The following is a 21586-nucleotide window of genomic DNA, read 5'->3' on the forward strand; positions in this document are numbered from 1 at the left end:
CACGGCCATGGGGCGATCTCCCCATCCCGCACCCCCGGTCCGGCAGAAGGCCGTTACCCCCGGTCCATTTCCTCCAGAACAGCAGCCTTGCGGGCACGCACAGCGAAGAAAGCACCGAAGGCGAAGACCTGGGTCACCACCACGAGCACGATGATGCCGCCGATCTTGTTGCCGCCCAGGATCATTGTCAGGCCGACGATCGCGGACAGGAGCCCGAGCAGGGGGAGCAGCATGTAGCCAAGGACAAATAGGGTTTCCGGTTTCTTCAGCATCAGCCCTCCGTCCGGACCCATTTGGTGAATCGGTACCGCGTTCCGTTGGCGGCAGTCAGCCAGCCATCGGGGGGAACTGAGGCTGCCGCCTCCCATGTTTCGCCAAGCTCGGGTGCGAACGTGTCGCCGTCTGCCTCCACGTCAATGGTGGTGACCACGGCGACATTGGCCAGCTCGGCGGACTGCCGGAAGACCTCACCGCCGCCGAGGATCCATACGGTCTCACCGCCGTCGACGAACTGCGATTCCAGGAGGGCATCGTCCAGGGAGGGGACCACGACGGCGCCCTCCGCCTCGGGCGTCCCGGCCCAGGTTTTCTGCCTCGTGATCACAATGTTGGTGCGGCCGGGCAGGGGACGGTACTTTTCCGGAAAGGACAGCCAGGTCTTGCGGCCCATGATCACGGGATGACCCATGGTCAGCCGGTTGAAGTGCCTCAGGTCCTCGGGCAGGTGCCACGGCATATCGCCGCCCTTGCCGATGACGCCGTCAGCGGTCTGCGCCCAGACAAGGCCTACGCCGGAGACGGAATCTGCGACTTGCTGGGTAAACGACTGGGGGTCTGCGGTGTTTTCGGTGCTCATACGGCAATCGGCGCCTTAATGGTGGGATGGTGCCGGTAGCCTACAACGTCGAAATCCTCGAGCGTGTAGTCGAAGATCGATGCGGGCTTCCGGACGATCTTTAGCTGCGGGTATTCGTAAGGCTCCCGGTCCAGCTGCTTGAGGACCTGGTCCATGTGGTTCTCGTAGATGTGCACGTCGCCCCCGGTCCAGACAAACTCCCCCGGCTCCAGCCCCACCTGCTGGGCGACCATGCACGTGAGCAGCGCGTAGGACGCGATGTTGAAGGGAACTCCCAGGAACATGTCGGCAGAGCGCTGGTAGAGCTGGCACGAGAGTTTGCCGTTGGCCACATAGAACTGGAAGAAGGCGTGGCACGGGGGAAGCGCCATGTCCTTGAGCTCGGAGACGTTCCAGGCGGACACGATGTGCCGGCGAGAATCCGGGTTGGATTTGAGGTTCTGCACCAGCTCCGCGATCTGGTCAATATGGCCGCCATCAGGGGTGGGCCAGCTGCGCCACTGGACGCCGTATACAGGCCCCAGCTCGCCGTCGGCGTCCGCCCATTCATTCCAGATGGTGACGCCCTGGTCCTGCATCCATTTCACATTCGATTCGCCACGCAGGAACCACAGCAGCTCAACCGCGACGGACTTGAAATGCACCCTTTTGGTGGTGATCAGCGGAAAGCTGCGGCTCAGGTCGAAGCGCAGCTGGCGGCCGAACACGCTGGTGGTGCCAGTCCCGGTGCGGTCTGATTTGTGCGTGCCATGTGCCATGACGTCGCGCAGGAGGTCTTCATAAGGCGTTGGGATGCTCACGGCTAAAGTCTACTTTGCCCTGGCGCCGGTTCCGTGGAGGCATACTGCCTGCGGCTGGGCTTGGCTGCTAGTCGTCAAACGGTTTGAACTGCTCTACGGCAACTATCCGGTTCTGGGTTCCGGGCGCCACATGGCATACCAGCATCTCTCCGGGGGACAGGTATGGCTGGGAGGATGGCAGGAGTTCGCGCAGCGGCGGTGGCATGTGCTTGGCTAGCTGGTCCATCACCGTCGGGAGTGCAGGCCGGTGCGTGCAAACGGCCACGGCGCGTTGCTTGTCGAAAAGTGCCTCGATGACAGCAGCTGTCTTATGCGGGTTCCTGGCATGCTTTTGCTCTGTCAGGTGGTCCACCAGTTTCACCTTGGCCCCCGTCGCGTTGACGTACGGCATCATGGTGGTGACGCATCTCACCCACGGGCTGCTCACGACGCGCAGGGGTTTCCACACCTGCAGCAGCCGCCCCACTGCCTTCGCCTGTCGCATGCCAGTTGCGGCAAGGGGCCGCTCGCCTTCGGCCTTGGTCCAGGAGGACCGGGGTTTGGCTTTGGCATGGCGCACCAGGACCAGCGGCCAGGTGTTGAGTTCAGCGCGTTCATGGGCCGCCCTCAGGTACTCCAAAGGAACGACGTCGGAGGGATTGGAGAGCAGGGACGCCGCCTTTTCGGGGGCGCACCACATGGCACTGTCCACTTCCTTGCCGTCAGGGACGATTCGCGCCCCGTTGACCTGGACCGCCCAGTAGTAAACCACTTTCAGTCCCGAAGCCACGTGGTAGTGGATCGGTGGAAGGGGGATGCCCAGCTCCGCGGTGAGTCCGATCTCCTCCTGCACCTCACGTACTGCGCATTCCGGAACGGTCTCGCCGTCGTCGATCTTGCCCTTTGGCCAGGACCAGTCGTCGTAGCGCGGCCGGTGGATGAGCAGGACCTCAAGGCCGTCCTTGCTGACGCGCCACGGCAGGGCTCCGGCAGCAGTGACCGCTACCGGTTCCCCTGGATGGTCAGTCTGGTCTGCTACGAGTGCGTCGCTCGACAATGCGCCGGCCCTATCGCCGGCTCAGCGTGCGCTGGCGGGACCTCGACGCGAGCAGCCACGACTGGACATCCTCAAGGCGGGTGCCGTCGTCGGCTATGTGGTGGCGCGTCCACATGCCCTGGTTGTCCAGATGCCAGCTGGCCGTCTCCGGGTCCGTGTAGCGGCGGAGCAGGTCCAGGACGTAGGTGATGTCATCGGGGCCCGTCAGCTGGACCAACGCCTCTACCCTGCGGTCAAGGTTGCGGTGCATCATGTCGGCCGAGCCAATATACACCACCGGATCGCCACCGTTGGCGAAGGCGAACACGCGGGAATGTTCGAGGAAGCGGCCCAGTACGGAGCGGACCGTGATGTTGTCGCTCAGGCCCGGCACGCCCGGGCGCAGTGAACAAATACCGCGGACAATGACATCCACATTCACGCCGGCCTGGGATGCTCGGTACAGGGAGTCGATGATTGCCTCATCCACCATGGAGTTGACCTTGATCTGCACCCTGGCGGACAGTCCAGCCCGGGCATTGCGGATTTCGGTCTCGATCCGGTCGATGAGCCCGGACCGTACTGAACGGGGGGCCACCAGGAGCCGCTTGAACGTTGACTTGGGCGCGTAGCCGGAAAGCTGGTTGAAAAGCTTGGACAAGTCCTCACCCACCTGCTCGTTGGCGGTGAGCAGGCCGAGGTCCTCGTAGTACCGGGCAGTCCTGGGGTGGTAGTTGCCGGTGCCGATGTGGCAGTAGCGGCGCAGCCCGTCCACTTCCTGCCGGACGACCAGGGAAAGCTTGCAGTGGGTCTTGAGGCCCACGATTCCATAGACCACGTGGACGCCGGCCTGTTCCAGCTTGCGGGCCCACGAAATGTTGGCCTGCTCATCAAACCTGGCCTTGATCTCCACCAGTGCCAGAACCTGCTTGCCGGCCTCGGCAGCGTCGATCAGGGCGTCAACGATGGGGGAGTCCCCCGACGTCCGGTACAGGGTCTGCTTGATGGCCTGGACCTTGGGGTCCGAGGCCGCCTGTTCCAGGAAGGCCTGAACCGACGTGGAGAAGGAGTCGTACGGGTGGTGGAGCAGGATGTCGCGGCGCCGCATGGCAGCAAAGACATTTGCGGCCTTGGACGTCTCGGACTCGTTGAGGTACCGGGAGGTGTGGGGCACGTGCTTGGGGTAGTGCAGGTCGGCACGGTCAATAGCAGCGATGACGGAAAGCCCGCGCAGGTCCAGCGGTGCGGGCACCGAGTAGACCTCGGACTCCTCCACCCCGAGTTCGCGGATCAGCAGGGCGCGGATGTTGGGGTTGATGTCGTGAGTGACCTCGAGGCGGACCGGAGGACCGAACCGGCGGCGCAGGAGTTCCTTCTCCAGCGCCTGCAGCAGGTTTTCGGCGTCGTCCTCTTCCACTTCCACGTCCTCGTTCCGCGTGACACGGAAGATGTGGTGTTCCAGGACTTCCATGCCCGCGAAAAGCTTGTCCAGGTGGACCGCGATGACTTCTTCCAGCGCGATGAAGCGGGCCACCCGGCCGGCGACGGCACCCGCCCGGGGACCGTCGATGGAAATCAGGCGCGGCAGCTGGTCCGGCACCTTGACGCGCGCGAAGAGTTCCTTGTCGCTAACCGGGTTGCGCACCACCACTGCCAGGTTCAGTGAAAGGCCTGAAATATAAGGGAACGGGTGCGCTGGGTCCACGGCCAACGGAGTCAGGATGGGGAAGACCTTCTCGGCGAACATGGCGCTGAGCTGCTGTTTGGCGGTGTCATCGAGCTCGTCCCAATGCATGAGGTGGATGTGCTCATAGGCCAACGCCGGCCGGATCTGGTCCGAGAAGACCTGGGCATGGCGCTGCTGGAGGCGGTGCGCTTCCTCGCCGATCTTTTCCAGGACTTCAACAGGGCTGAGGCCGGCGGGCGACGGCACGGCCAGCCCGGTGGCGATCCGGCGCTTCAGCCCGGCAACGCGGACCATGAAGAACTCGTCCAGGTTGGAGGCGAAGATGGACAGGAAGCTGACCCGCTCGAGCAGATGGAGCGTCGGATCCTCGGCAAGTTCGAGCACGCGGGAGTTGAAGGCGAGCCAGCTGAGTTCACGGTCCAGGAACCGGTCCGGCCGGATGTCTCCTTCAGGCTCCAGGTTCGGTGCGAACTCAGGAATGTCGATCCGGTCCTGGGTGGCACGGGAGGCGGGGACTTCTGATGAACCGAAGCGGGCCCGCACCGGGGCCGCAGCACCTTCGGACGTGACTGTTCCGGCGGGTTCCGGTTTCATGGTCTCTCCTTTTACCTGGCGCTTAGTGCTGGCGCTCACGGCCGGCGCGGTTCTGTTTCAACCTTACAAGCATTCAGCGCGCCGCAGTCCTACGTTGCTGGTCCCGGAGACGAGGATCAGGGTCCGGACTAACCCGCCGTTACCGGCGCGTACATGACGTCCATGTCCCAGCGCGTAAAGCCGAGGCCCCGATAGAGGGATACCGCCGGCGCGTTGTCGGCATCGGTGTAGAGCATGACCGCGCGGAGGCCGAGGTCATGCAGATACCTGATGCCGGCCACCGTCAGCGCCTTTCCAAGGCCTGTGCCCTGCGCTGCCGGTGCCACGCCCACTGCGTACACCTCGCCGATTGCAGGGTGGTCACCGTGCCGCGGATGGACCTTCGTCCAGTGGAAGCCCAGCACCTGCCCGTCGCCGTCCACTGCCAGGAGGAAGCCGGCGGGATCAAACCAGTCCTCCGCCATCCGGGCGTCCAGATCGGCCCGAGTCATCGAGCCCTGCTCGGGATGGTGGGCAAAGGCAGCGCGGTTCGCGGCCAGCCAGGCGTCCTCGTCCTGGCCGGGCACAAAGGCTCGAAGGAACACGCCCTCCGGGAGGACGGCGTCGGGAAGCGTGGCTGTCGCGGTGGTCAGCCTCATCTTCCACAGCTCCCGGACCGGAGCATATCCGTACCTGGCGGCGAGGTCCGCCGCGGCTGCGTGATTGCCGTGGGACCATGCCTTGAGCCCGTCCAGGCCCCGGCTCGATTTCAAAGCACCCACGAGCCGGTCCGCCACTCCCTGGTTCCGGTAGCTCGGATGGACCGCGATTTCCAGCAAGCCGCTGCCGTCTGCCTCCTCGACCACCACTGCGAACCCGGCCAGGTCCTGGCCTGAAGAAGGGTCCGAGTCCTCGTCCGGCGCGTACAGGGCCAGCGTCAGGAGGGACTGCTCCGCCGAATCCCCGGCCCGCAGCGTCACGACGGTCTGCTCGGACAGGGAGGGGTTGCCGTCCGATTCCTCCGCTGCAGCGAGAAGCGCCCTGCAGTCCTTCAGCAGTTGGTCATCCAGCCCGCCCCTGACAACAAGGACGGGCCATTTCTCCGGGTGTGCGGGACTCATGAAGCAAGGCTATACGTCCTGGCCGGATGGCGCCGATTTGATGGGTGCCCCGCCAGGCACGTATAGTCGTTATCTCGTCCGGCAGGACCCGGCAGAAGCCGCAGAATCACGCCGGATGCGAGGGGGATCCACCAGTGGGGTGGCCTCGATACGTTCGACCCGTATGTCCTCCACGAGAGAAAGCAACAGCCCCGGACCAGCAGTCCGGGGCTGTTGTCTTGTCCAAAGGTGCTTGTCCAAAAGGTGTTTGTCGAAAGGGCGGTTGCTTCCGCCGTGGTCCGACGCCGGGCTCAGGCCTCGGTCAGCTCGTCTTCCTGCTGCCGCACCAGGGTAAGGCGATAGCCGACGTTCCGGACGGTGCTGATCAGGTTTTCGTGGTCGGCGCCGAGCTTGGCACGTAGCCGGCGGACGTGGACGTCCACTGTCCGGGTGCCGCCGTAGTAGTCATAGCCCCACACCTCGGTGAGGAGTTGCTGGCGCGTGAAGACACGTCCCGGGTGCTGGGCCAGATACTTGAGGAGTTCAAACTCCTTGAAAGTCAGGTTCAGCGCCGCGCCGTTGACGCGGGCCGTGTAGCTCGCTTCATCGATGACGACGCCGGCGGCCCGGATTTCGGTGGGGACGTCCTCTTTGTCCGGAACCGCCCTGGCCACGGAGAGCCGGATACGGGCTTCCACCTCGGCAGGTCCGGCGGAATCAAGGACGATGTCATCCACTGCCCAGGCCGATGAGACAGCAGCCATGCCGCCTTCGGTCAGGATGAGCACCAGCGGAGCACTCAGCCCTGTTGCCTTCAGCAGCTGCGTCAGGGAGCGGGCGCCGACCAGGTCCTTGCGGGCATCCAGGAGCACGATGTCGCAGGGATCCGTCTCGAGGAGGGCCGTTGGCTCTGCGGCGAGGATGTGCACCCTGTGGTTCAGGAGTTCCAAGGCAGGCAGGATGTCCACTGATGAGCCGGTGCTGTTCGTCAGTAACAGGATGTGCGACATTATTCCTCCAGGGGGCGTCCGCGCATCTTTGGGCGACTGAACCGGGTTTTCACCGGCCGGTACTGTCTCACTGCTGCAGTCTGGGCCGTTAATGGAAATATCCGGCCGGCAACCGAAACAGGGAGCGTAGCTGAGCTTTGAGTATACCCAACGCCGACCACGCAGGTATGGATGGTGCCCATCAGGTGGTTCGTTTTGCGACATATCCCGGTCACATAAGGCAGGATTGAGCCAGCGGGCACAAAGCCCGGCCGGGGAGGACGCAGCCGCCTTGCCGGGTCCGCCGCCAGAATGGAATGCAGCGAATTGAGTGCAGAGTCGAAGCCGGGCACACCGGAGCCGGGTTCCGTATGACAGCGGAGCTGAAGGCCCCCGCACGGTCGCTGGGCTCGTGGACCATTGGAGTCTTCGGGGTGGCCGGACTGATTGCGATCATTGCCGGTGTGTACACCTCGCAGGAGGCCTTGACCGCCATCGCGGTCGTCGTGGCGCTGGCCGTAGGCATCGGCTGGCCGCACTTCCTCCGGATTCCGGCGAAAAAGACGCTGGCTGCCGTTATCGGCATCCCGGGCGCGGGATCGGCGCTTGCCGCGGGGCTCGTCCCTGCTCCCGGTTACCTTGACTGGACACCCGCCTTCATTGCCCTGGGGATGATGGCCGTCTTCGTAGTGCAACTGATCCGCGGCACCGGCCAGGCGCAGCGGCTGGAGTCCACACTGGGCTGTTGCGCCGGCGTGCTGCTTTCGTGCCTAGGGGCCGGCTGGATTGCCGGAGCCCGGTTTAACGGCGTCCGGGAAATGCTCCTCGTGGCAGCCTTCAGTGCCGCGGTGGCACTGCTCGCAGGCCTGATCCGCTGGCCGGACAGCATCGTCGCGCCACTGGGCATCGTGCTGGCCGGACTTGCCGGTCCGCTGGCGGGTCTGGTCTTCTCGGATATCGCGGTCCTGCCGGCGGCGCTCTTCGGGGTGGTGGTGGGGGCCGTCCTGGTCAGTTTCCGCCGGCTCGTCACACTCCGGGGCGGTCCCCTGAACCTCCTGGCGGCCGTTAGCATGGGTCTGGCACCGGTCTCGGCAGTGGGTTCGCTGGCCTACTTCATAGACAAGCTACTCATCTACTAAGCGTTAGGATGGCATCATGTCCGTACTTGCATTCGAAATCTTCTTCCTTGTCCTGCTCGGCATCGCCAGCCTGTCCATGGCCTGGTTCGCCGGCTTTGTGGTCTACCGCCTGTTCAAAGGCCAGAAGTAGACCCTTTCCGGAGCTAGCCATTTCCCGAGGTATTTGCTGTGCCGATTGAGATTCCAACAGACCTGACCCCTGAACTTGTTCCGCTTTCCTGGCTCATCGGTGAGTGGGAGGGCCGCGGCCGGCTCGGCAGCGGGGACGAGGATTCGGAGCACTTCTTCCAGCACGTTTCGTTCACCCACAACGGGCTGCCCTATCTGCAGTACCGCGCTGAAAGCTGGTTGACGGACGACGACGGCACTATCCTCCGGCCGCTCACCGTTGAGACCGGTTTTTGGGCGCTGGAACGCAAGCAGCTCGATGCCGACGGCGGCCCGGGCCTGGTTCCCGCCGATATCGTCCCTGCCCTGAAAAGCGCGGACGAGGTCGAGGCCCTTCGCAACAAGGATGGCGGCTTCGACATCTCTGTATCCATCGCCCATCCCGGCGGGATCTCTGAGCTGTACTACGGGCAGATCAAGGGCCCGCAGATCCAGCTCACCACGGACATGGTGATGCGCGGCAGCCATTCGAAGGACTACAGCGCAGCCACCCGGATCTTCGGGCTCGTGGACGGGAACCTGCTGTGGCGCTGGGACGTCGCGGCCGGCGGAACGACGCAGCCCGGCAAGGGACTTGAGGCGCACGCTTCCGCCTTTCTGAAAAAGGTCTCCTGACCTCCGGCGGCTCGCGGTTGAACCCCCGGTAGACTTGGCTTCCGACGCTTCAACGCCGGAGTGAACCAGCAGCCGGAGTTAACCAAGGGAGCAGCGCCATGGATGCAGCGGGAAACTCCAGGGACTACAGCGACCTGAAAGCCCTCTTCTTTAACGGCACGCTCAAGAAATCGCCGCAGCCCAGCAACACGAACGGCCTGATCAACATCAGCCGCCTGATCATGGAGAAGCAGGGCGTCAGCGTCCGGGTCATCAGGACTGTTGACCACGATATCGCCAGCGGCGTCTATCCGGACATGACCGAACACGGCTGGCTTACCGACGAATGGCCCCGGCTCTACCCGGCAGTGCAGGAAGCGGACATCGTGGTGGTGGCTGGTCCAATCTGGCTGGGCGACAACTCCTCACAGACCAAGAAACTGATTGAGCGGCTCTACGCCCACTCAGGTGAACTGAACGAGAAGGGGCAGTGGGCGTTCTATCCGAAGGTAGGCGGGTGCCTGATCACCGGCAATGAAGACGGCATCAAACACTGCTCCATGAACGTCCTCTATAGCCTGCAGCACATCGGCTTCAGCATCCCGCCCCAAGCCGACGCCGGCTGGATCGGTCCGGTGGGCCCTGGCCCCAGCTACCTGGACGAGGGTTCCGGCGGCCCGGAATCCGACTTCACCAACCGGAACACCACGTTCATGACCTGGAACCTTCTTCACCTGGCCCGCATGCTCAAGGATGCAGGCGGGATTCCCGCCTATGGCAACCTCCCGGCCGAATGGAAGGCCGGGACACGATTCGATTTCGAAAACCCGGAATACCGCTGACCATCAAGGACTTCTAGTACATATGACTATTCACAGCCCGTTGTTGTCGCGCCCTGGCGCCGTCGAGGGAACCGGCGCGGACGCCGGCGTCGCCTCCCACTACGGGGAGCCCCTGCGCGAGCAGCGCGCATTGGCCGCCGGCACCGCCGTCGCCGATCTTTCCCACCGCGGTGTGGTTACAGTGACGGGACCGGACCGCCTGAACTGGCTGAACACACTGTCCTCCCAGCAGGTCAGCGGCCTGCAGCCGGGCGAATCCAGCGAGCTGCTCCTGCTAAGCATCCAGGGGCGGATCGAGTTTGACGCCCGCGTTGTTGACGACGGCGGGACCACCTGGCTGATCGTCGAGGCCGCCGAAGCAGCGCCGCTGGCAGAGTGGCTGAACAAAATGAAGTTCATGCTGCGCGTCGAAATCGAGGACGTCTCGGCGGAGTGGGCAGTGATTGGCTCCACCAAGGACGTGGAGGAATGGTCGGGGCTGCTTTCGTGGCGGGATCCCTGGCCGCATGTCGGCGCCGGCGGGTATGCGTATTCGGTGGTGGCGGAAGCCGACCATCCCGGACTGGACCGGCCCTGGGTCGAGTACCTGGTCCCGGCAGCCGCACTGGAGGAGACGGTGGGTGAGCGCCCGCTGGCCGGCGTCCTGGCCGCGGAAGCGCTCCGCATCGCTGCATGGCGCCCGCGGCTCGGAGCGGAGACCGACGACAAAACCATTCCGCACGAACTTGATCTCCTGCGCACCGCCGTGCACCTGGCAAAGGGCTGCTACAAGGGCCAGGAAACCATTGCGCGGGTGCACAACCTGGGACACCCGCCCCGGCGCCTCGTGTTCCTCCAGCTTGACGGCTCGCAGCACACCATGCCGGTGCCGGGCAGCCAGGTGCTGCTCGGAGAACGCAAAGTGGGCGTGGTGACCTCCGTGGCCCAGCACTATGAAATGGGCCCCGTAGCCCTGGCCGTCATTAAGCGCTCCGTAGGGCCCGATGAAATACTGACTGTCATGGACGGCGAGGAACCTTACGTCGCCGCCCAGGAAGTGATCGTTGCTCCCGACGCCGGACAGGTAGTGGGGCGCCAGACTGGATTCCTCAGGGGGACCCGCGCATGACTGAACCAGACCTACCGGCGCAGGCCCGCCACGACGCTGCCACCGAACCCGACGACGAAGCTGTCGCCCTGGCCCATAAGCTGTTCCAGGCCGCGAGGGAAGGCGATACCGCACTGCTGCGCGGCTACCTCGGGGCGGGGGCGCCGGCCCGGATGACCAACGCGGCCGGGGATTCCCTGCTGATGCTGGCCGCGTACCACGGCCACGAAGAGACCGTGCAGCTCATCATTGAGCACGGGGGAGACGTGAACGCGGCCAACGACCGCGGCCAGACCCCCCTCGCCGGGGCGGCCTTCAAGGGTTACGCGGACGTTGCGCGGGTTCTGCTGGAGGCAGGTGCGGATCCTGACGCAGGTTCGCCATCTGCGCGCCAGGCGGCAGAGATGTTTGCCCGCAAGGAAATCCTTGAGCTGCTGGGGCAATAACCCGTCTGTCAGGTAACCGTCCGGAGATATCGTTCCACCGGCTCAACCGACCACCTTCGAAGGATATCGATGGAAAGCGTAGCAAGACCGTGGCCTGCACTCTGGTCACTGGTGATCGGCTTCTTCATGATCCTGATCGACACCACGATTGTTTCGGTGGCGAACCCCAGAATCATGGAAGGCCTCCAGGCTGACATCAACTCGGTGATCTGGGTGACCAGCGCCTACTTGCTCGCCTACGCCGTTCCGCTACTTATCACGGGCCGCCTCGGTGACCGTTTCGGCCCGAAGAAGCTCTACCTGACCGGACTGGTGGTCTTCACCGCAGCTTCGCTCTGGTGCGGCCTCTCCGGAGACGTCCAGGCACTCATCGCTGCCCGGGTCCTGCAGGGCTTCGGCGCGGCGATGATGACACCGCAGACCATGGCCGTCATCACCCGGATTTTCCCTCCGGACAGGCGCGGTGCCGCCATGGGCATCTGGGGCGCCACGGCCGGCGTCGCCACACTGGTGGGTCCGATCCTCGGCGGCGTCCTCGTGGACGGGCTCGGCTGGGAGTGGATCTTCTTCATCAACGTCCCGGTTGGCATCGCCGGCTTCATCCTGGCACTCCGCTACGTACCGTCCCTGACGACGCATCCGCACAAGTTCGACATCCCCGGCGTGCTGCTCAGCGCCGTCGGACTCTTCCTGCTGGTCTTCGGCATCCAGGAAGGCGAGACCTACAACTGGGGCACCATCACCGGGCCCGTCACAGTGTGGGGACTCATCATCGCCGGGATCGCCGTCCTCGCCGTCTTCGTGGTGTGGCAGCGGACCAATAAGGGCGAGCCGCTGCTCCCGCTTTCCCTCTTTAGGGACCGGAATTTCTCGCTCGCCAACATTGGCATCACCACCGTCGGCTTCACAGTTACGGCTTTCAGCCTCCCGCTGATCTTCTACTACCAGATCGTCCGCGGCCTGACCCCCACGCAGTCGGCGCTCATGATGGTGCCCATGGCACTCATCTCCGGCGGGCTGGCGCCAGTGGTGGGCAAGATCATTGACCGCGTCAATCCCAAATACATCACATCCGGCGGGCTGCTGCTCATGGCCGTGGCGCTGTTCTGGAATTCCGCCCTGATGCATCCGGACACGCCCATCTGGCTGTTCCTGCTGCCCAGCGCCGTGCTCGGCTTCGCTAATGCCGGAATCTGGGCGCCGCTGAGCACCACCGCCACCCGGAACCTTCCGCCGCGGCAGGCCGGGGCGGGGTCAGGTGTCTACAACACCACCCGACAGATCGGCGCCGTCCTCGGCAGCGCCGCGATTGCCGTACTGATTGAGGCCAGGCTCGCGGCTGAACTTCCGCCGGCCCCTGGCGCCTCCGGAGGCCCCGGCCCGATGTCCTTCGGCGGTTCGCTTCCGCCTGCGCTGCATGAGGGATTCTCGACGGCGATGGGCCAGTCCATCCTGCTCCCCGCCGCTGTGATCCTGCTCGGGGCAGCCGTGGCACTGTTCTTTGCCAAGCCCAAGGCAGTGACGGGATGGAGCGGGGCGCCCGCCGGCGCCACGCCGCGGGCTGCTGCAGACGCAGCGGCTGGTGCTGCGGAAGAGGAATCTGAAGAGGAAGCGTCACGTAGGGCCTAGCTGTACGCCCTGATTCTGGTCCTGGTCCGACGATGCGCCAGTCTGGCCTGTTCTCAGCCGAGGTGGACGCTGGTCTGAATGCCGCCGGTGGCAAAGCCCAGCTTCCGTCCCAGTGCCAGGGCGCCGGTGTTGCTGACGTCGGCGCGCCACTGAACGGTGAGACCGGCAGCTAAGGCCTCGTGGGCCGCGATCGACGCCGCCAGGGAACCAAGACCCCTGCGCCGCCAGTCTGGGTCCACCAGGACGCCAAGGTGGCCCAGGAGCCCTTCCCATTCCGTGTAGGCACCGCAGGCCACGGGGACCCGGCGGCCATCCACCTCGTGAACGAGCGTGTAGCGGTTCTCCAGCTCGGAAAGTCCCACTTCATTCACGTCGTCGGGCGGGCACAGGCCTTCCAGCTCGATCGCCTCTGGATTTCCGTGGGAGACCGTCAGGTCGCCGGAAGGCTCCCCGAGTGGCAGATCGTCGGCGAAGAAGAGTGCAGCGGCTCCGAGCCCGTGACCGCCATGGGACCTGGTCAGCGTCAGCAGGGTAACGTGCTGTGCCATCTCTTCGTCCGGAATTCCGGTTGCAGCCTCCGCCACCCACTGCGGACCCACCAGCACGGAACTGCCAAACAGCCGAACGAACTCGACCGTCCTGACGGATTCATCGACCCTGACAATCCGCTCGCCCGATGCGAGCGACGCAGCGAACGCGTCGTCGTCGAGCCCGAGGCGCCTGGCCCACGCGAGCTGGATGATTGCTGCGGAGCCGGGGTCAAGAGTCATGTCCCCAGCCTAGGACGGGCCGGCCGCTCAGCCGAACAGGACGGCTGCTTCGTCATAGCGGTTCTGCGGAACCGTCTTCAGTTTGCCGAGGGCTTCCTGGAAGCCCACGTGTTCGATGTCGGTACCTTTGAGGGCCACCATGGTGCCCCAGTAACCTTCCACCACCGAGTCGATGGCGGCCATGCCCAACCGGGTCGCCAGAACCCGGTCAAATGCCGAGGGGACTCCGCCGCGCTGGATGTGGCCGAGGATGGTGGCCCGGGTTTCGATGCCGGTGCGGGCCTCCAGCTCAGGGGCGAGCTGGTCAGCGATGCCGCCCAGCCGCGGACGGCCGAAGGTATCTATGCCGCGCTCGGAATGGGGTGTTTCCATGTGCTCCGGAACGAACCCTTCGGCAACTACCACCAGGGGTGCGCGGCCACGGTGATGGGCTTCCTTGACCCACTCAGTGATCTGCTCGATGCTGACCTTCTGCTCCGGAATCAGGATGGCGTGGGCTCCCGCGGCCATGCCTGCGTGCAGGGCGATCCAGCCCACGTGGCGGCCCATGACCTCTGCGATCATGCATCGGTGGTGGGATTCGCCGGTGGTCCGCAGACGGTCGATTGCCTCCGTGGCGATCTGGACGGCGGTGTCGAAGCCGAAGGTGTAGTCCGTGGCGTCCAGATCATTGTCCACGGTCTTGGGGACACCCACGATCTTCAGCCCGGCATCAGTAAGGCGCTTGGCTGCGGCGAGCGTTCCTTCACCCCCGATGGCGATGATGGCGTCGATGCCCAATCGTTCCATGTGGGCTTTGATGACGTCCGGTCCGCCGCCGTTTTCGAAAGGGTTGGTGCGGGACGTGCCCAGGATGGTGCCGCCCTGCTTGGCGATGCCCCTGACCATGGTGCGGGGGATGTCGATGACGTCACCTTCCACAACACCCCGCCACCCATCAAGGAACCCCACGAATTCGTGCCCATGGATGGCGATGCCTTTAAGGACCGCCCCGCGGATAACGGCGTTCAGTCCGGGGCAGTCGCCACCGCTGGTGAGAATTCCAATTTTCATGTCTCGGCTCAAATCCTGGTGTGAAGGGTATACAGGCAGAGCGCCACGCTGAGCTCACCTAGATTGTAGTGGTGAGTGTGGGTTACGACACAAACCGGTTACACAAGGCCCCGCTCCGTCTCGGTGTGCTGGTCACCGGCTCCCCGTTGGCCCCTCCAGCAACAGTGGACATGCCAAGGGCCCCCGCTCCGGAGAGCAGGGGCCCGCAGGCAGTGTCAGGATCCGTTGATGGACCGTCTGTCGAGGAAGGCCTGCAGCGGGATGGAGTTCCGCTGGTCCGGCAGGACCAGCCAGGCGGCGAGGTAGAAGACCACGGCCGGGCCGGGCAGCAGGCAGAAGAGCAGGAACGCAATCCGCACGTAGGCGACATCCACGTTGAGCTTGGCAGCGATACCTCCGCATACGCCGCCCAACCAGCGCTGGGGGCCGCGTTTCAGGCCGAAGCCCCTGACGATGCTGAAAAACTTGTCCATGGTTCAAGACTTCCCTGTTGTTGGCTCGTTGTCACGTTTCCGGGCCGAGAGCAGGCCGCCCACCACCAGTGCGACGCCGGCGCCGATCATCAGTCCTATCAGAACATAGGTGCCGTTAAGGGTCACGATGCCAAGCTGGGCGATGATGATCAGGGCTGCAAGTGCAATGACTATCAGGCCCCAGACCACTGTCCCCACCCTGGCGGAGGCAGGCCGGACAAAGTCTGCTGTTTCCGCCGTCGGGGTGTCCGCTGAAGTTGAATCCGGTGCCGGATCGACGCTGCTCATGTCAGTTTCCTTCCTTGATAGTGACGTTGCTGACGGTGCCGTCGATCTCGATGACCAGGTGGCTGCCGGGCTTGTCGGAGTTGTAGCTGCTTTGGCGGCTGGAGATGCCGCTGCGGTGGCTGGTCCCTTCGCTGAGGTTGCCCAGGGTCATGTCGGCCTTGATGTCCACGGGGACGGTGCCGGGGATGACCACGGTGATGTTGCTCGCCGTGATGTCGAGGGGAACCACGACGTCGGAGCTCAGTGGAGCAGTTGTGCCCAGGGCCGTGAGGTCAACGGTTCCGCGGCCGGCTGTGACGGAGAATCCGTCTTTGGCCTGTTCGAGGCTCGCCGGCCTCCAGTCAACCTGCTGAAAGCGGCCGCGCTCGCCGTTGCCAACGACGTTGAAGATTCCGCCGATCACCAGGGCCACGATGGCGAAGAAGCCCAGGATCCCCGAGGTCCGGCCGCGCATTCCGGCAAAGAGGATTCCCAGACCCAGAACGGCAGCTGCGCTGGCCCAAACGATGGCATTGGGGGAATCGCCCAGGTTGATCACGTTACCGGCGTCGAGGGCCTTGAGCCCGCCGCCGACCAGGAGCGCGGCTCCCGCGGTGATGGCGACAGCCGGGGTGCCGGGTCCGCCAGGCCGGACCTTGGGGGCCCGGGCCGGGCCCTGCGGGGGCTGGTAGCCGCCTCCATAGGGGCCGCCTCCGTAAGGGCCGCCGCCATAGGTGCCGCCGCCGTAAGGACCGCCGCCGTAGGGCGCGTTGGGGCCTGAAGGCGGGAGAGGCGCGGAGGACCCGGTCCCGGAGGAGCTGCCGGGAGGAGTGCCGGCAGGGGCCGAGTATGGAGACGCGTAGGGAGTGGTCGGGAAGGCAGCGGCGAAGGCCGGATTGCCGACGGAACCTTCCGGTCGCGGGGTGCTGTTCATGGGTGCTCTATTCGTGGTCTTGTTCCGTTGGGTCAGGTAGTAAAGGAGGTAGATTGCACCGCCCACCCAGAAGACGGTCCACAGGAAGCCGCCGAAGCCGTTGTGGCTCCAGCCCCAGAATCCGCCGCCGAGGCCGGTAAAGCCCAATACGGTGGTGATGAGCGCCCCCGTCATGCCGCTGGACCAGCGTCCCGCGCCGGCTTCCTGGACGTGAATGCGCCCGTCGGGTTCGGGGAGGAAAGCCCAGGCCAGGCCGTAGAGCAGGACGCCGATTCCGGCGAACAGGGTCAGGACTATGAAGATGCCGCGGACGATCAGCGGGTCGATTCCCATCCGGTGGGCGATGCCACTGGCGACACCACCAATCCAGCGATCGGGGCCGCGCTGGATGCCATGGCTCCTGATCCAGGTGAAGAAATCCTGGGACTGGCCAGGCACCCGGGCCGTCGGGTAGTTACCAGGACCATTCGGATATTGACCGGGGTACGGTCCGGCGTAGGCTCCTGCCTTCTCGCCTGCGCGCTGTCCGTAGGACCCTGGCTGGGCCGCGTCTGGCCTGGAGCCGTCCGCTGCGTCCCGCGCAGCATCCTGAGACGAGGGCTGTGGGCGGGGCTGCACCGGTTCGGTGGATTGATTCGTTCCCGGTTCAGGGAGCGGTTCGGTTGGGTTGCCGTCATCGGGGGTTGGGGGTTGCGAGTTCATACTTCGATACTGCCGGTCCGGATGGATGCGCTCTATTGGGGGACACCCTGAGCGGCCCCTGAGATACCCCCGGTAAGTACCGCAAACCGGTCCGGGGAACCCTGATCCGTGTTTGGATTGATCCATGACAACCGTCCCCGTCCGCCCGCCGCTGGTGCGCAGCAGCGAGCGAATTATTGCTGGAGTATGTGCCGGCCTTGCGGCGCATCTCGGCTGGCCGGTCAGGAACATCCGGATCGGTATGGCCTTGGCCTCACTTGCCGGCGGGGCGGGCCTGGCGTTCTACGCCTGGCTGTGGATCATGGTTCCCACCGCTGACGAAAGCGCCCGCCGCAACGCCCGGCGCCCGGTGTCGCCCATTGCTCCTGCGGTCAGCCAGCTGCCGCCAGCCCAAGCCGGTTCCCCCGTTTCGCAGGCGGCCGTCCATTCCGGTGTCCCCCTGCTGTGGGGATATCCCGACGTCGGTGCTGCCGCAGGTTCCGCGGCCGGTGCTGTGCCCGTCTCGCCTGACGGTATGACCGGCGCTGACCGCTCCCTGCCCGCTTCCGGAGATATGCCTCCTTACACTGAGATGCCCGGCGCTGCCGGCGTCTTGCCTTCAGCCGACTATGGCGAGACTCCCCGCCGGCCCTGGTTCCGTGCCCGCAGTGTGCGGTACGGCAAGGAGATCCTGCTGGGTGCCGGCCTTCTCCTCGTGGCCGGCATCCTGATCGCCCAGCTCCTGGGCGTCGACGTGCCGCTGGGCACGCTGATTCCGGCCGCCGCAGTGCTGGGCGGTGCATCCATCGCGTGGATGCAGCTCGACGAGACGCGCCGCGCCGGGCTGGTAGACAAAACCAAGGCAGACCAGGCCGGCGGCTGGGCACGGCTTGCGGCCGGTCTGGCGCTGGTAGTGGCCGGTGTCCTGGTGATGGTGTCCGGTTCCGGGTCGTGGGAGCAAACCTGGCTGGCGCTGCTGGCGTCGGTTGCGGTCCTGGGCGGAGTAGTGCTCGTGCTGCTCCCGTGGGCCTTGAAGTTCTGGCGTGATCTCGAAGCCGAACGTGCCGGCAGGATCCGTGAGACCGAACGGGCCGAAATCGCAGCCCACCTCCACGACTCCGTCCTGCAGACCCTCGCCCTGATCCAGCGCCGGGCCGGCAATGAGCATGATGTGGTGCGCCTGGCCAGGGCACAGGAACGCGAGCTCCGCAATTGGCTGTTCCAGGACCCAGGCAAGGACCCCGGACAGCTCTCGGACCGCATCAAGGCCACAGCCGCCGAGGTGGAAGACCTCCTGGGCAACGCCGTCGACGTCGTGAGCGTGGGGGATACCGTCATGACCGAAGCGTACGAGGCGCTGGTCCAGGCCAGCCGGGAAGCCATGCTTAACGCCTCCCGGCACGGGGGCGGAAGCGTGTCGGTGTACCTTGAGGTCTCCGACGGACGCGCCGAAGTCTTCATCAAGGACCGCGGGCCCGGCTTCGAGCTCAGTAACGTGCCAGAGGACAGGCTGGGCGTGAGGGAGTCCATCATCGGCCGGATGAAGCGGCACGGGGGTACGGCATCCATCGTCAGCACGCCCGATGGAACCGAAGTGAGGCTGGGACTGCCGGCGTTACAGCAGGACAACGCGGAAGGTAGATCATGAACAACGTGCCAAGGGTCCCCAGAGGCCGCAACGTGACCAAGGAGTCGGTGCGGGTGGTCATTGTGGATGACCACGCAATTTTCCGCTCGGGTCTCAAAGCGGACCTGGATGCCAGCATCCAGGTGGTGGGTGAGGCTGCCACGGTTGAACAGGCCATCGCTGTAATTGCGCAGGAACGGCCGGAAGTGGTGCTCCTGGACGTTCACCTGCCAGGCGGACTGGGTGGCGGCGGCCGTGAAGTGATCGCCGGTTCAGCGGCTCTCCTGGGCACCACGAAGTTCCTGGCGCTCAGCGTCTCGGATGCCGCCGAGGACGTCGTGGCGGTCATCCGCGCGGGCGCGCGGGGGTATGTCACCAAGACCATTTCAGGGGCGGAAATCACTGATGCCGTGTTCCGGGTTGCCGGCGGTGACGCCGTTTTTTCGCCACGGCTCGCAGGGTTTGTCCTGGACGCATTCGGCACGGCCCCGGCCGACATCGCCGACGACGAGCTGGACAGGCTCTCTGCCCGCGAACTCGAAGTCATGCGTCTGATCGCCCGCGGCTACAGCTACAAGGAAGTGGCCAAGGAGCTCTTCATCAGCATCAAAACAGTGGAGACCCACGTCTCCGCGGTGCTACGCAAACTCCAGCTCTCAAGCAGGCACGAGCTCACTAAGTGGGCAGCTGAGCGTCGTCTCCTCTAGCCCGGCAGCCCTCCCTCACATCCTGCCGAATTTCCCTGGACGCTCTCTCACCTTTCGCAGGCAAACACCAAACGCTCTCTCACTGGTGAACTTGGTCCACTGGTGAGAGAGCGTTTGGAAATTTTGTGCAGGGAGTGAGAGAGCGTTGTTACTGGGCCTTGCCCAGGAAGTCCTGCAGGCGCTGCACGCCCGTGGCCAGGTCCTCGTCGCCCAGGGCGTAGGAGAGACGCAGGTAGCCTGACGGGCCGAACGCCTCGCCCGGCACCACTGCCACTTCAACCTCGTCCAGGATCAGGGCGGCCAGTTCCGCGGAGGTCGACGGCGTTGACGTGCCGGCCGCCGTCGGGAATTCCTTGCCCAGCAGCGCGCGGACGTCCGCGTACACGTAGAAGGCACCCTTCGGCGTCGGGCATTCCACTCCGGGGATGGCGTTGAGTCCGGCAACAATCGCCTTGCGCCGCCGGTCGAAGGCTACCTTCATTTCGTCGACGGCGGTCAGCGGTCCGGAGACGGCGGCGAGGGCAGCGATCTGCATGATGTTGGAGACGTTGGAGGTGGCGTGGGACTGCAAGTTGGTCGCGGCCTTGATGACATCGGCAGGACCGATCATCCAGCCGACCCGCCAGCCTGTCATCGCGTAGGTCTTGGCCACGCCATTCAGGATGACTACTTTGTCCCCCAGTTCAGGGGCGGCGGTGGCGATGGAGGTGAAGGGCACGCCGTCGTAGGTCAGGTGCTCGTAGATCTCGTCGGTGACCACCCACAGGCCCTTTGAGGCAGCCCATTTGCCGATTTCGGCAACCTGCTCCGGGCTGTAAACGGAGCCCGTGGGGTTGGACGGCGACACAAACAGGAGGATCTTGGTCCTGTCGGTGACGGCGGCCTCGAGCTGGTCCACGGTGACCAGGTAGTCCTGCTCGGGACCCGCGAAGACCTCAACGGGGACGCCGCCGGCCAGCCGAATTGCCTCCGGGTAGGTGGTCCAGAAGGGGGTGGGGACAATCACTTCGTCGCCCGGATCCACCAGCGTGGCGAAGGTGTTGTACACGGCCTGCTTGCCGCCGTTGGTCACCAGCACCTGGGACGGGTCCACGGAGTAGCCGGAGTCGCGGAGCGTCTTCTCCGCGATGGCTTTCTTGAGCTCGGGAAGCCCGGCGGCGGGGGAGTAGCGGTGGTACTTGGGCTGGCCGGCGGCCTCAATGGATGCCTTGACGATGTAGTCCGGGGTGGGGAAATCGGGCTCGCCCGCGCCGAAGCCAATCACCGGCCTGCCTGCTGCCTTAAGCGCCTTGGCCTTGGCGTCAACGGCCAGGGTTGCGGATTCGGCAATAGCGGATATGCGCTGGGAAACGCGGGCGGCAGACATAGCGGGTCCGTTCTTCGCTTACAGCTCGTGGGCTGAATGGTGGAATTCGACGTGATCTACTCTATGCTGTTCAGCGGATCGTTCGGGTTGCCCGCATGGATGTGACCGCACGTCAGGTGACATGTAAGGTGAAGCGAACGGCCCGGAATGAGGCTGGTTCGACGTACGCTAAGTTGTTGCGTAGACTGGTTCTCCGGTGTTGAAAACACGGATGATGGCGTGCGCCCCAGTGGAAACTGGAAGTTCGGCAAGGAATGGTTTTCGATCCATAGGGTAGTGGCGCAATTGGTAGCGCAGCGGTCTCCAAAACCGCAGGTTGCAGGTTCGAGTCCTGTCTGCCCTGCGCAAGCTGTTCCGACGGAATGCCGGAGCAAGCGCAGCAACCATGGTTCTGATCAGGACCGGGTAATCCAACTTTGCACAGATGAGTGAGGACCAGGTGACCGAAACAGCTGCCAGCAGCTCGAAGGGCCGCCCGGCTAAGAAGGCCGCCAAGGCAAGCCTCTTCGCTCGCATCGCACTTTTCGTCCGCCAGATCATCGGCGAACTGAAAAAAGTTGTTGCACCGACCCGCAAGGAACTGATCAATTACACGCTCGTGGTGCTGGTGTTCGTGGCCATCATGATGGTCATAGTCAGCCTGCTCGACATCGGTTTCGGAACCGCGGTCAGCTGGGTCTTTGGCGGCATCGCCCCCGCGGACCGATAAGGCGAAGCGTCCGCAGGCTGCGTGGTCGTTGTCCGGGTAACCGGAATGAAACCACGGGGCGTGCGGAATTGAGC

Annotated in this window: 22 protein-coding genes and 1 tRNA gene; 10 read left to right on the forward strand and 13 right to left on the reverse strand. The window is 64.7% G+C overall.

The window, feature by feature from the left end; translation table 11 throughout:
• Positions 1 to 53 precede the first annotated feature (53 nt).
• The 7 genes from QFZ40_RS04400 to QFZ40_RS04430 all read right to left on the reverse strand — a co-directional run bounded on the left by QFZ40_RS04400 (position 54) and on the right by QFZ40_RS04430 (position 7041).
• Positions 54 to 272, reverse strand: coding sequence for an NF038396 family protein (locus tag QFZ40_RS04400; protein WP_306903075.1), 219 nt, complete (start codon positions 270 to 272; stop codon positions 54 to 56).
• A complete protein-coding gene (locus QFZ40_RS04405; RefSeq protein WP_306903076.1) occupies positions 272 to 856 on the reverse strand; it encodes a dihydrofolate reductase in 585 nt (194 codons plus the stop codon). Before QFZ40_RS04405 ends, QFZ40_RS04400 begins: the two co-directional genes overlap by 1 nt.
• Entirely contained in the window at positions 853 to 1656 is an 804-nt protein-coding gene (locus QFZ40_RS04410) for a thymidylate synthase (RefSeq protein ID WP_306903078.1), read from the reverse strand. Before QFZ40_RS04410 ends, QFZ40_RS04405 begins: the two co-directional genes overlap by 4 nt.
• A 67-nt stretch (positions 1657 to 1723) precedes the next feature.
• On the reverse strand, positions 1724 to 2692 hold the full coding sequence (locus QFZ40_RS04415) for an NUDIX hydrolase (protein ID WP_306903079.1): 969 nt from the start codon (positions 2690 to 2692) through the stop codon (positions 1724 to 1726).
• A gap of 10 nt (positions 2693 to 2702) precedes the next feature.
• Positions 2703 to 4952 carry an RNA degradosome polyphosphate kinase gene (locus tag QFZ40_RS04420; RefSeq protein ID WP_306903081.1) on the reverse strand — a complete coding sequence of 750 codons (2250 nt, stop codon included), beginning with the start codon at positions 4950 to 4952 and terminating at the stop codon, positions 2703 to 2705.
• Between the two features lie 128 nt (positions 4953 to 5080).
• On the reverse strand, positions 5081 to 6052 hold the full coding sequence (gene mshD / locus QFZ40_RS04425; protein ID WP_306903083.1) for a mycothiol synthase: 972 nt from the start codon (positions 6050 to 6052) through the stop codon (positions 5081 to 5083).
• A gap of 290 nt (positions 6053 to 6342) precedes the next feature.
• The gene (locus tag QFZ40_RS04430) at positions 6343 to 7041 is read right to left on the reverse strand and encodes a winged helix-turn-helix transcriptional regulator (protein ID WP_214960787.1); all 699 of its coding nucleotides are present in this window, start codon (positions 7039 to 7041) and stop codon (positions 6343 to 6345) included.
• Between the two features lie 350 nt (positions 7042 to 7391).
• Between QFZ40_RS04430 and QFZ40_RS04435 the strand changes: the two genes are divergently transcribed.
• The 6 genes from QFZ40_RS04435 to QFZ40_RS04460 all read left to right on the forward strand — a co-directional run bounded on the left by QFZ40_RS04435 (position 7392) and on the right by QFZ40_RS04460 (position 12925).
• The gene (locus tag QFZ40_RS04435; RefSeq protein WP_306903085.1) at positions 7392 to 8159 is read left to right on the forward strand and encodes a permease; all 768 of its coding nucleotides are present in this window, start codon (positions 7392 to 7394) and stop codon (positions 8157 to 8159) included.
• 168 nt (positions 8160 to 8327) lie between these two features.
• Positions 8328 to 8942, forward strand: a complete 615-nt coding sequence (locus tag QFZ40_RS04440) for an FABP family protein (RefSeq protein ID WP_306903086.1) — start codon at positions 8328 to 8330, stop codon at positions 8940 to 8942.
• A gap of 98 nt (positions 8943 to 9040) precedes the next feature.
• A complete protein-coding gene (locus tag QFZ40_RS04445) occupies positions 9041 to 9763 on the forward strand; it encodes a flavodoxin family protein (protein WP_306903088.1) in 723 nt (240 codons plus the stop codon).
• Between the two features lie 22 nt (positions 9764 to 9785).
• On the forward strand, positions 9786 to 10871 hold the full coding sequence (ygfZ, locus tag QFZ40_RS04450) for a CAF17-like 4Fe-4S cluster assembly/insertion protein YgfZ (RefSeq protein WP_306903089.1): 1086 nt from the start codon (positions 9786 to 9788) through the stop codon (positions 10869 to 10871).
• Entirely contained in the window at positions 10868 to 11296 is a 429-nt protein-coding gene (locus tag QFZ40_RS04455; protein WP_306903090.1) for an ankyrin repeat domain-containing protein, read from the forward strand. Before ygfZ ends, QFZ40_RS04455 begins: the two co-directional genes overlap by 4 nt.
• A gap of 69 nt (positions 11297 to 11365) precedes the next feature.
• Positions 11366 to 12925 carry a DHA2 family efflux MFS transporter permease subunit gene (locus QFZ40_RS04460; protein ID WP_306903091.1) on the forward strand — a complete coding sequence of 520 codons (1560 nt, stop codon included), beginning with the start codon at positions 11366 to 11368 and terminating at the stop codon, positions 12923 to 12925.
• A 53-nt stretch (positions 12926 to 12978) separates the two neighbouring features.
• On the opposite strand, the gene QFZ40_RS04465 is transcribed toward QFZ40_RS04460, so the two are convergent.
• From QFZ40_RS04465 to QFZ40_RS04485, 5 genes are all read right to left on the reverse strand, one after another.
• Complete coding sequence (locus QFZ40_RS04465; protein ID WP_306903093.1) at positions 12979 to 13695, reverse strand: GNAT family N-acetyltransferase; 717 nt, start codon at positions 13693 to 13695, stop codon at positions 12979 to 12981.
• A gap of 27 nt (positions 13696 to 13722) precedes the next feature.
• On the reverse strand, positions 13723 to 14748 hold the full coding sequence (locus QFZ40_RS04470) for an ATP-dependent 6-phosphofructokinase (protein WP_306903095.1): 1026 nt from the start codon (positions 14746 to 14748) through the stop codon (positions 13723 to 13725).
• A gap of 215 nt (positions 14749 to 14963) precedes the next feature.
• Positions 14964 to 15221: a PspC domain-containing protein gene (locus QFZ40_RS04475; RefSeq protein ID WP_306903097.1), complete on the reverse strand. Its 258-nt coding sequence runs from the start codon at positions 15219 to 15221 to the stop codon at positions 14964 to 14966.
• Positions 15222 to 15224: 3 nt separating this feature from the next.
• A complete protein-coding gene (locus QFZ40_RS04480; protein WP_306903098.1) occupies positions 15225 to 15509 on the reverse strand; it encodes a hypothetical protein in 285 nt (94 codons plus the stop codon).
• Position 15510: 1 nt separating this feature from the next.
• The gene (locus QFZ40_RS04485; protein ID WP_306903099.1) at positions 15511 to 17124 is read right to left on the reverse strand and encodes a PspC domain-containing protein; all 1614 of its coding nucleotides are present in this window, start codon (positions 17122 to 17124) and stop codon (positions 15511 to 15513) included.
• A 124-nt stretch (positions 17125 to 17248) separates the two neighbouring features.
• Here QFZ40_RS04485 and QFZ40_RS04490 point away from each other — a divergent pair, with 124 nt between their 5' ends.
• Both QFZ40_RS04490 and QFZ40_RS04495 read left to right on the forward strand, forming a co-directional pair.
• Positions 17249 to 18751 (forward strand): ATP-binding protein, encoded by a 1503-nt coding sequence (locus tag QFZ40_RS04490; protein WP_306903101.1) that lies wholly within the window; start codon positions 17249 to 17251, stop codon positions 18749 to 18751.
• The gene (locus QFZ40_RS04495) at positions 18748 to 19437 is read left to right on the forward strand and encodes a LuxR C-terminal-related transcriptional regulator (protein WP_306903103.1); all 690 of its coding nucleotides are present in this window, start codon (positions 18748 to 18750) and stop codon (positions 19435 to 19437) included. Before QFZ40_RS04490 ends, QFZ40_RS04495 begins: the two co-directional genes overlap by 4 nt.
• A 148-nt stretch (positions 19438 to 19585) precedes the next feature.
• Here the strand turns inward: QFZ40_RS04495 and QFZ40_RS04500 are convergent, their stop codons facing one another.
• The gene (locus QFZ40_RS04500; protein WP_306903104.1) at positions 19586 to 20803 is read right to left on the reverse strand and encodes a pyridoxal phosphate-dependent aminotransferase; all 1218 of its coding nucleotides are present in this window, start codon (positions 20801 to 20803) and stop codon (positions 19586 to 19588) included.
• A gap of 270 nt (positions 20804 to 21073) precedes the next feature.
• On the opposite strand from QFZ40_RS04500, the gene QFZ40_RS04505 reads away from it, so the two are divergent.
• Both QFZ40_RS04505 and secE read left to right on the forward strand, forming a co-directional pair.
• Positions 21074 to 21146 (forward strand) — tRNA-Trp (locus tag QFZ40_RS04505).
• Positions 21147 to 21227: 81 nt separating this feature from the next.
• Positions 21228 to 21512 carry a preprotein translocase subunit SecE gene (secE, locus tag QFZ40_RS04510; RefSeq protein WP_306903105.1) on the forward strand — a complete coding sequence of 95 codons (285 nt, stop codon included), beginning with the start codon at positions 21228 to 21230 and terminating at the stop codon, positions 21510 to 21512.
• Positions 21513 to 21586 lie beyond the last annotated feature (74 nt).

Source organism: Arthrobacter pascens (assembly GCF_030816475.1).
Lineage (GTDB): Bacteria > Actinomycetota > Actinomycetes > Actinomycetales > Micrococcaceae > Arthrobacter > Arthrobacter pascens_B.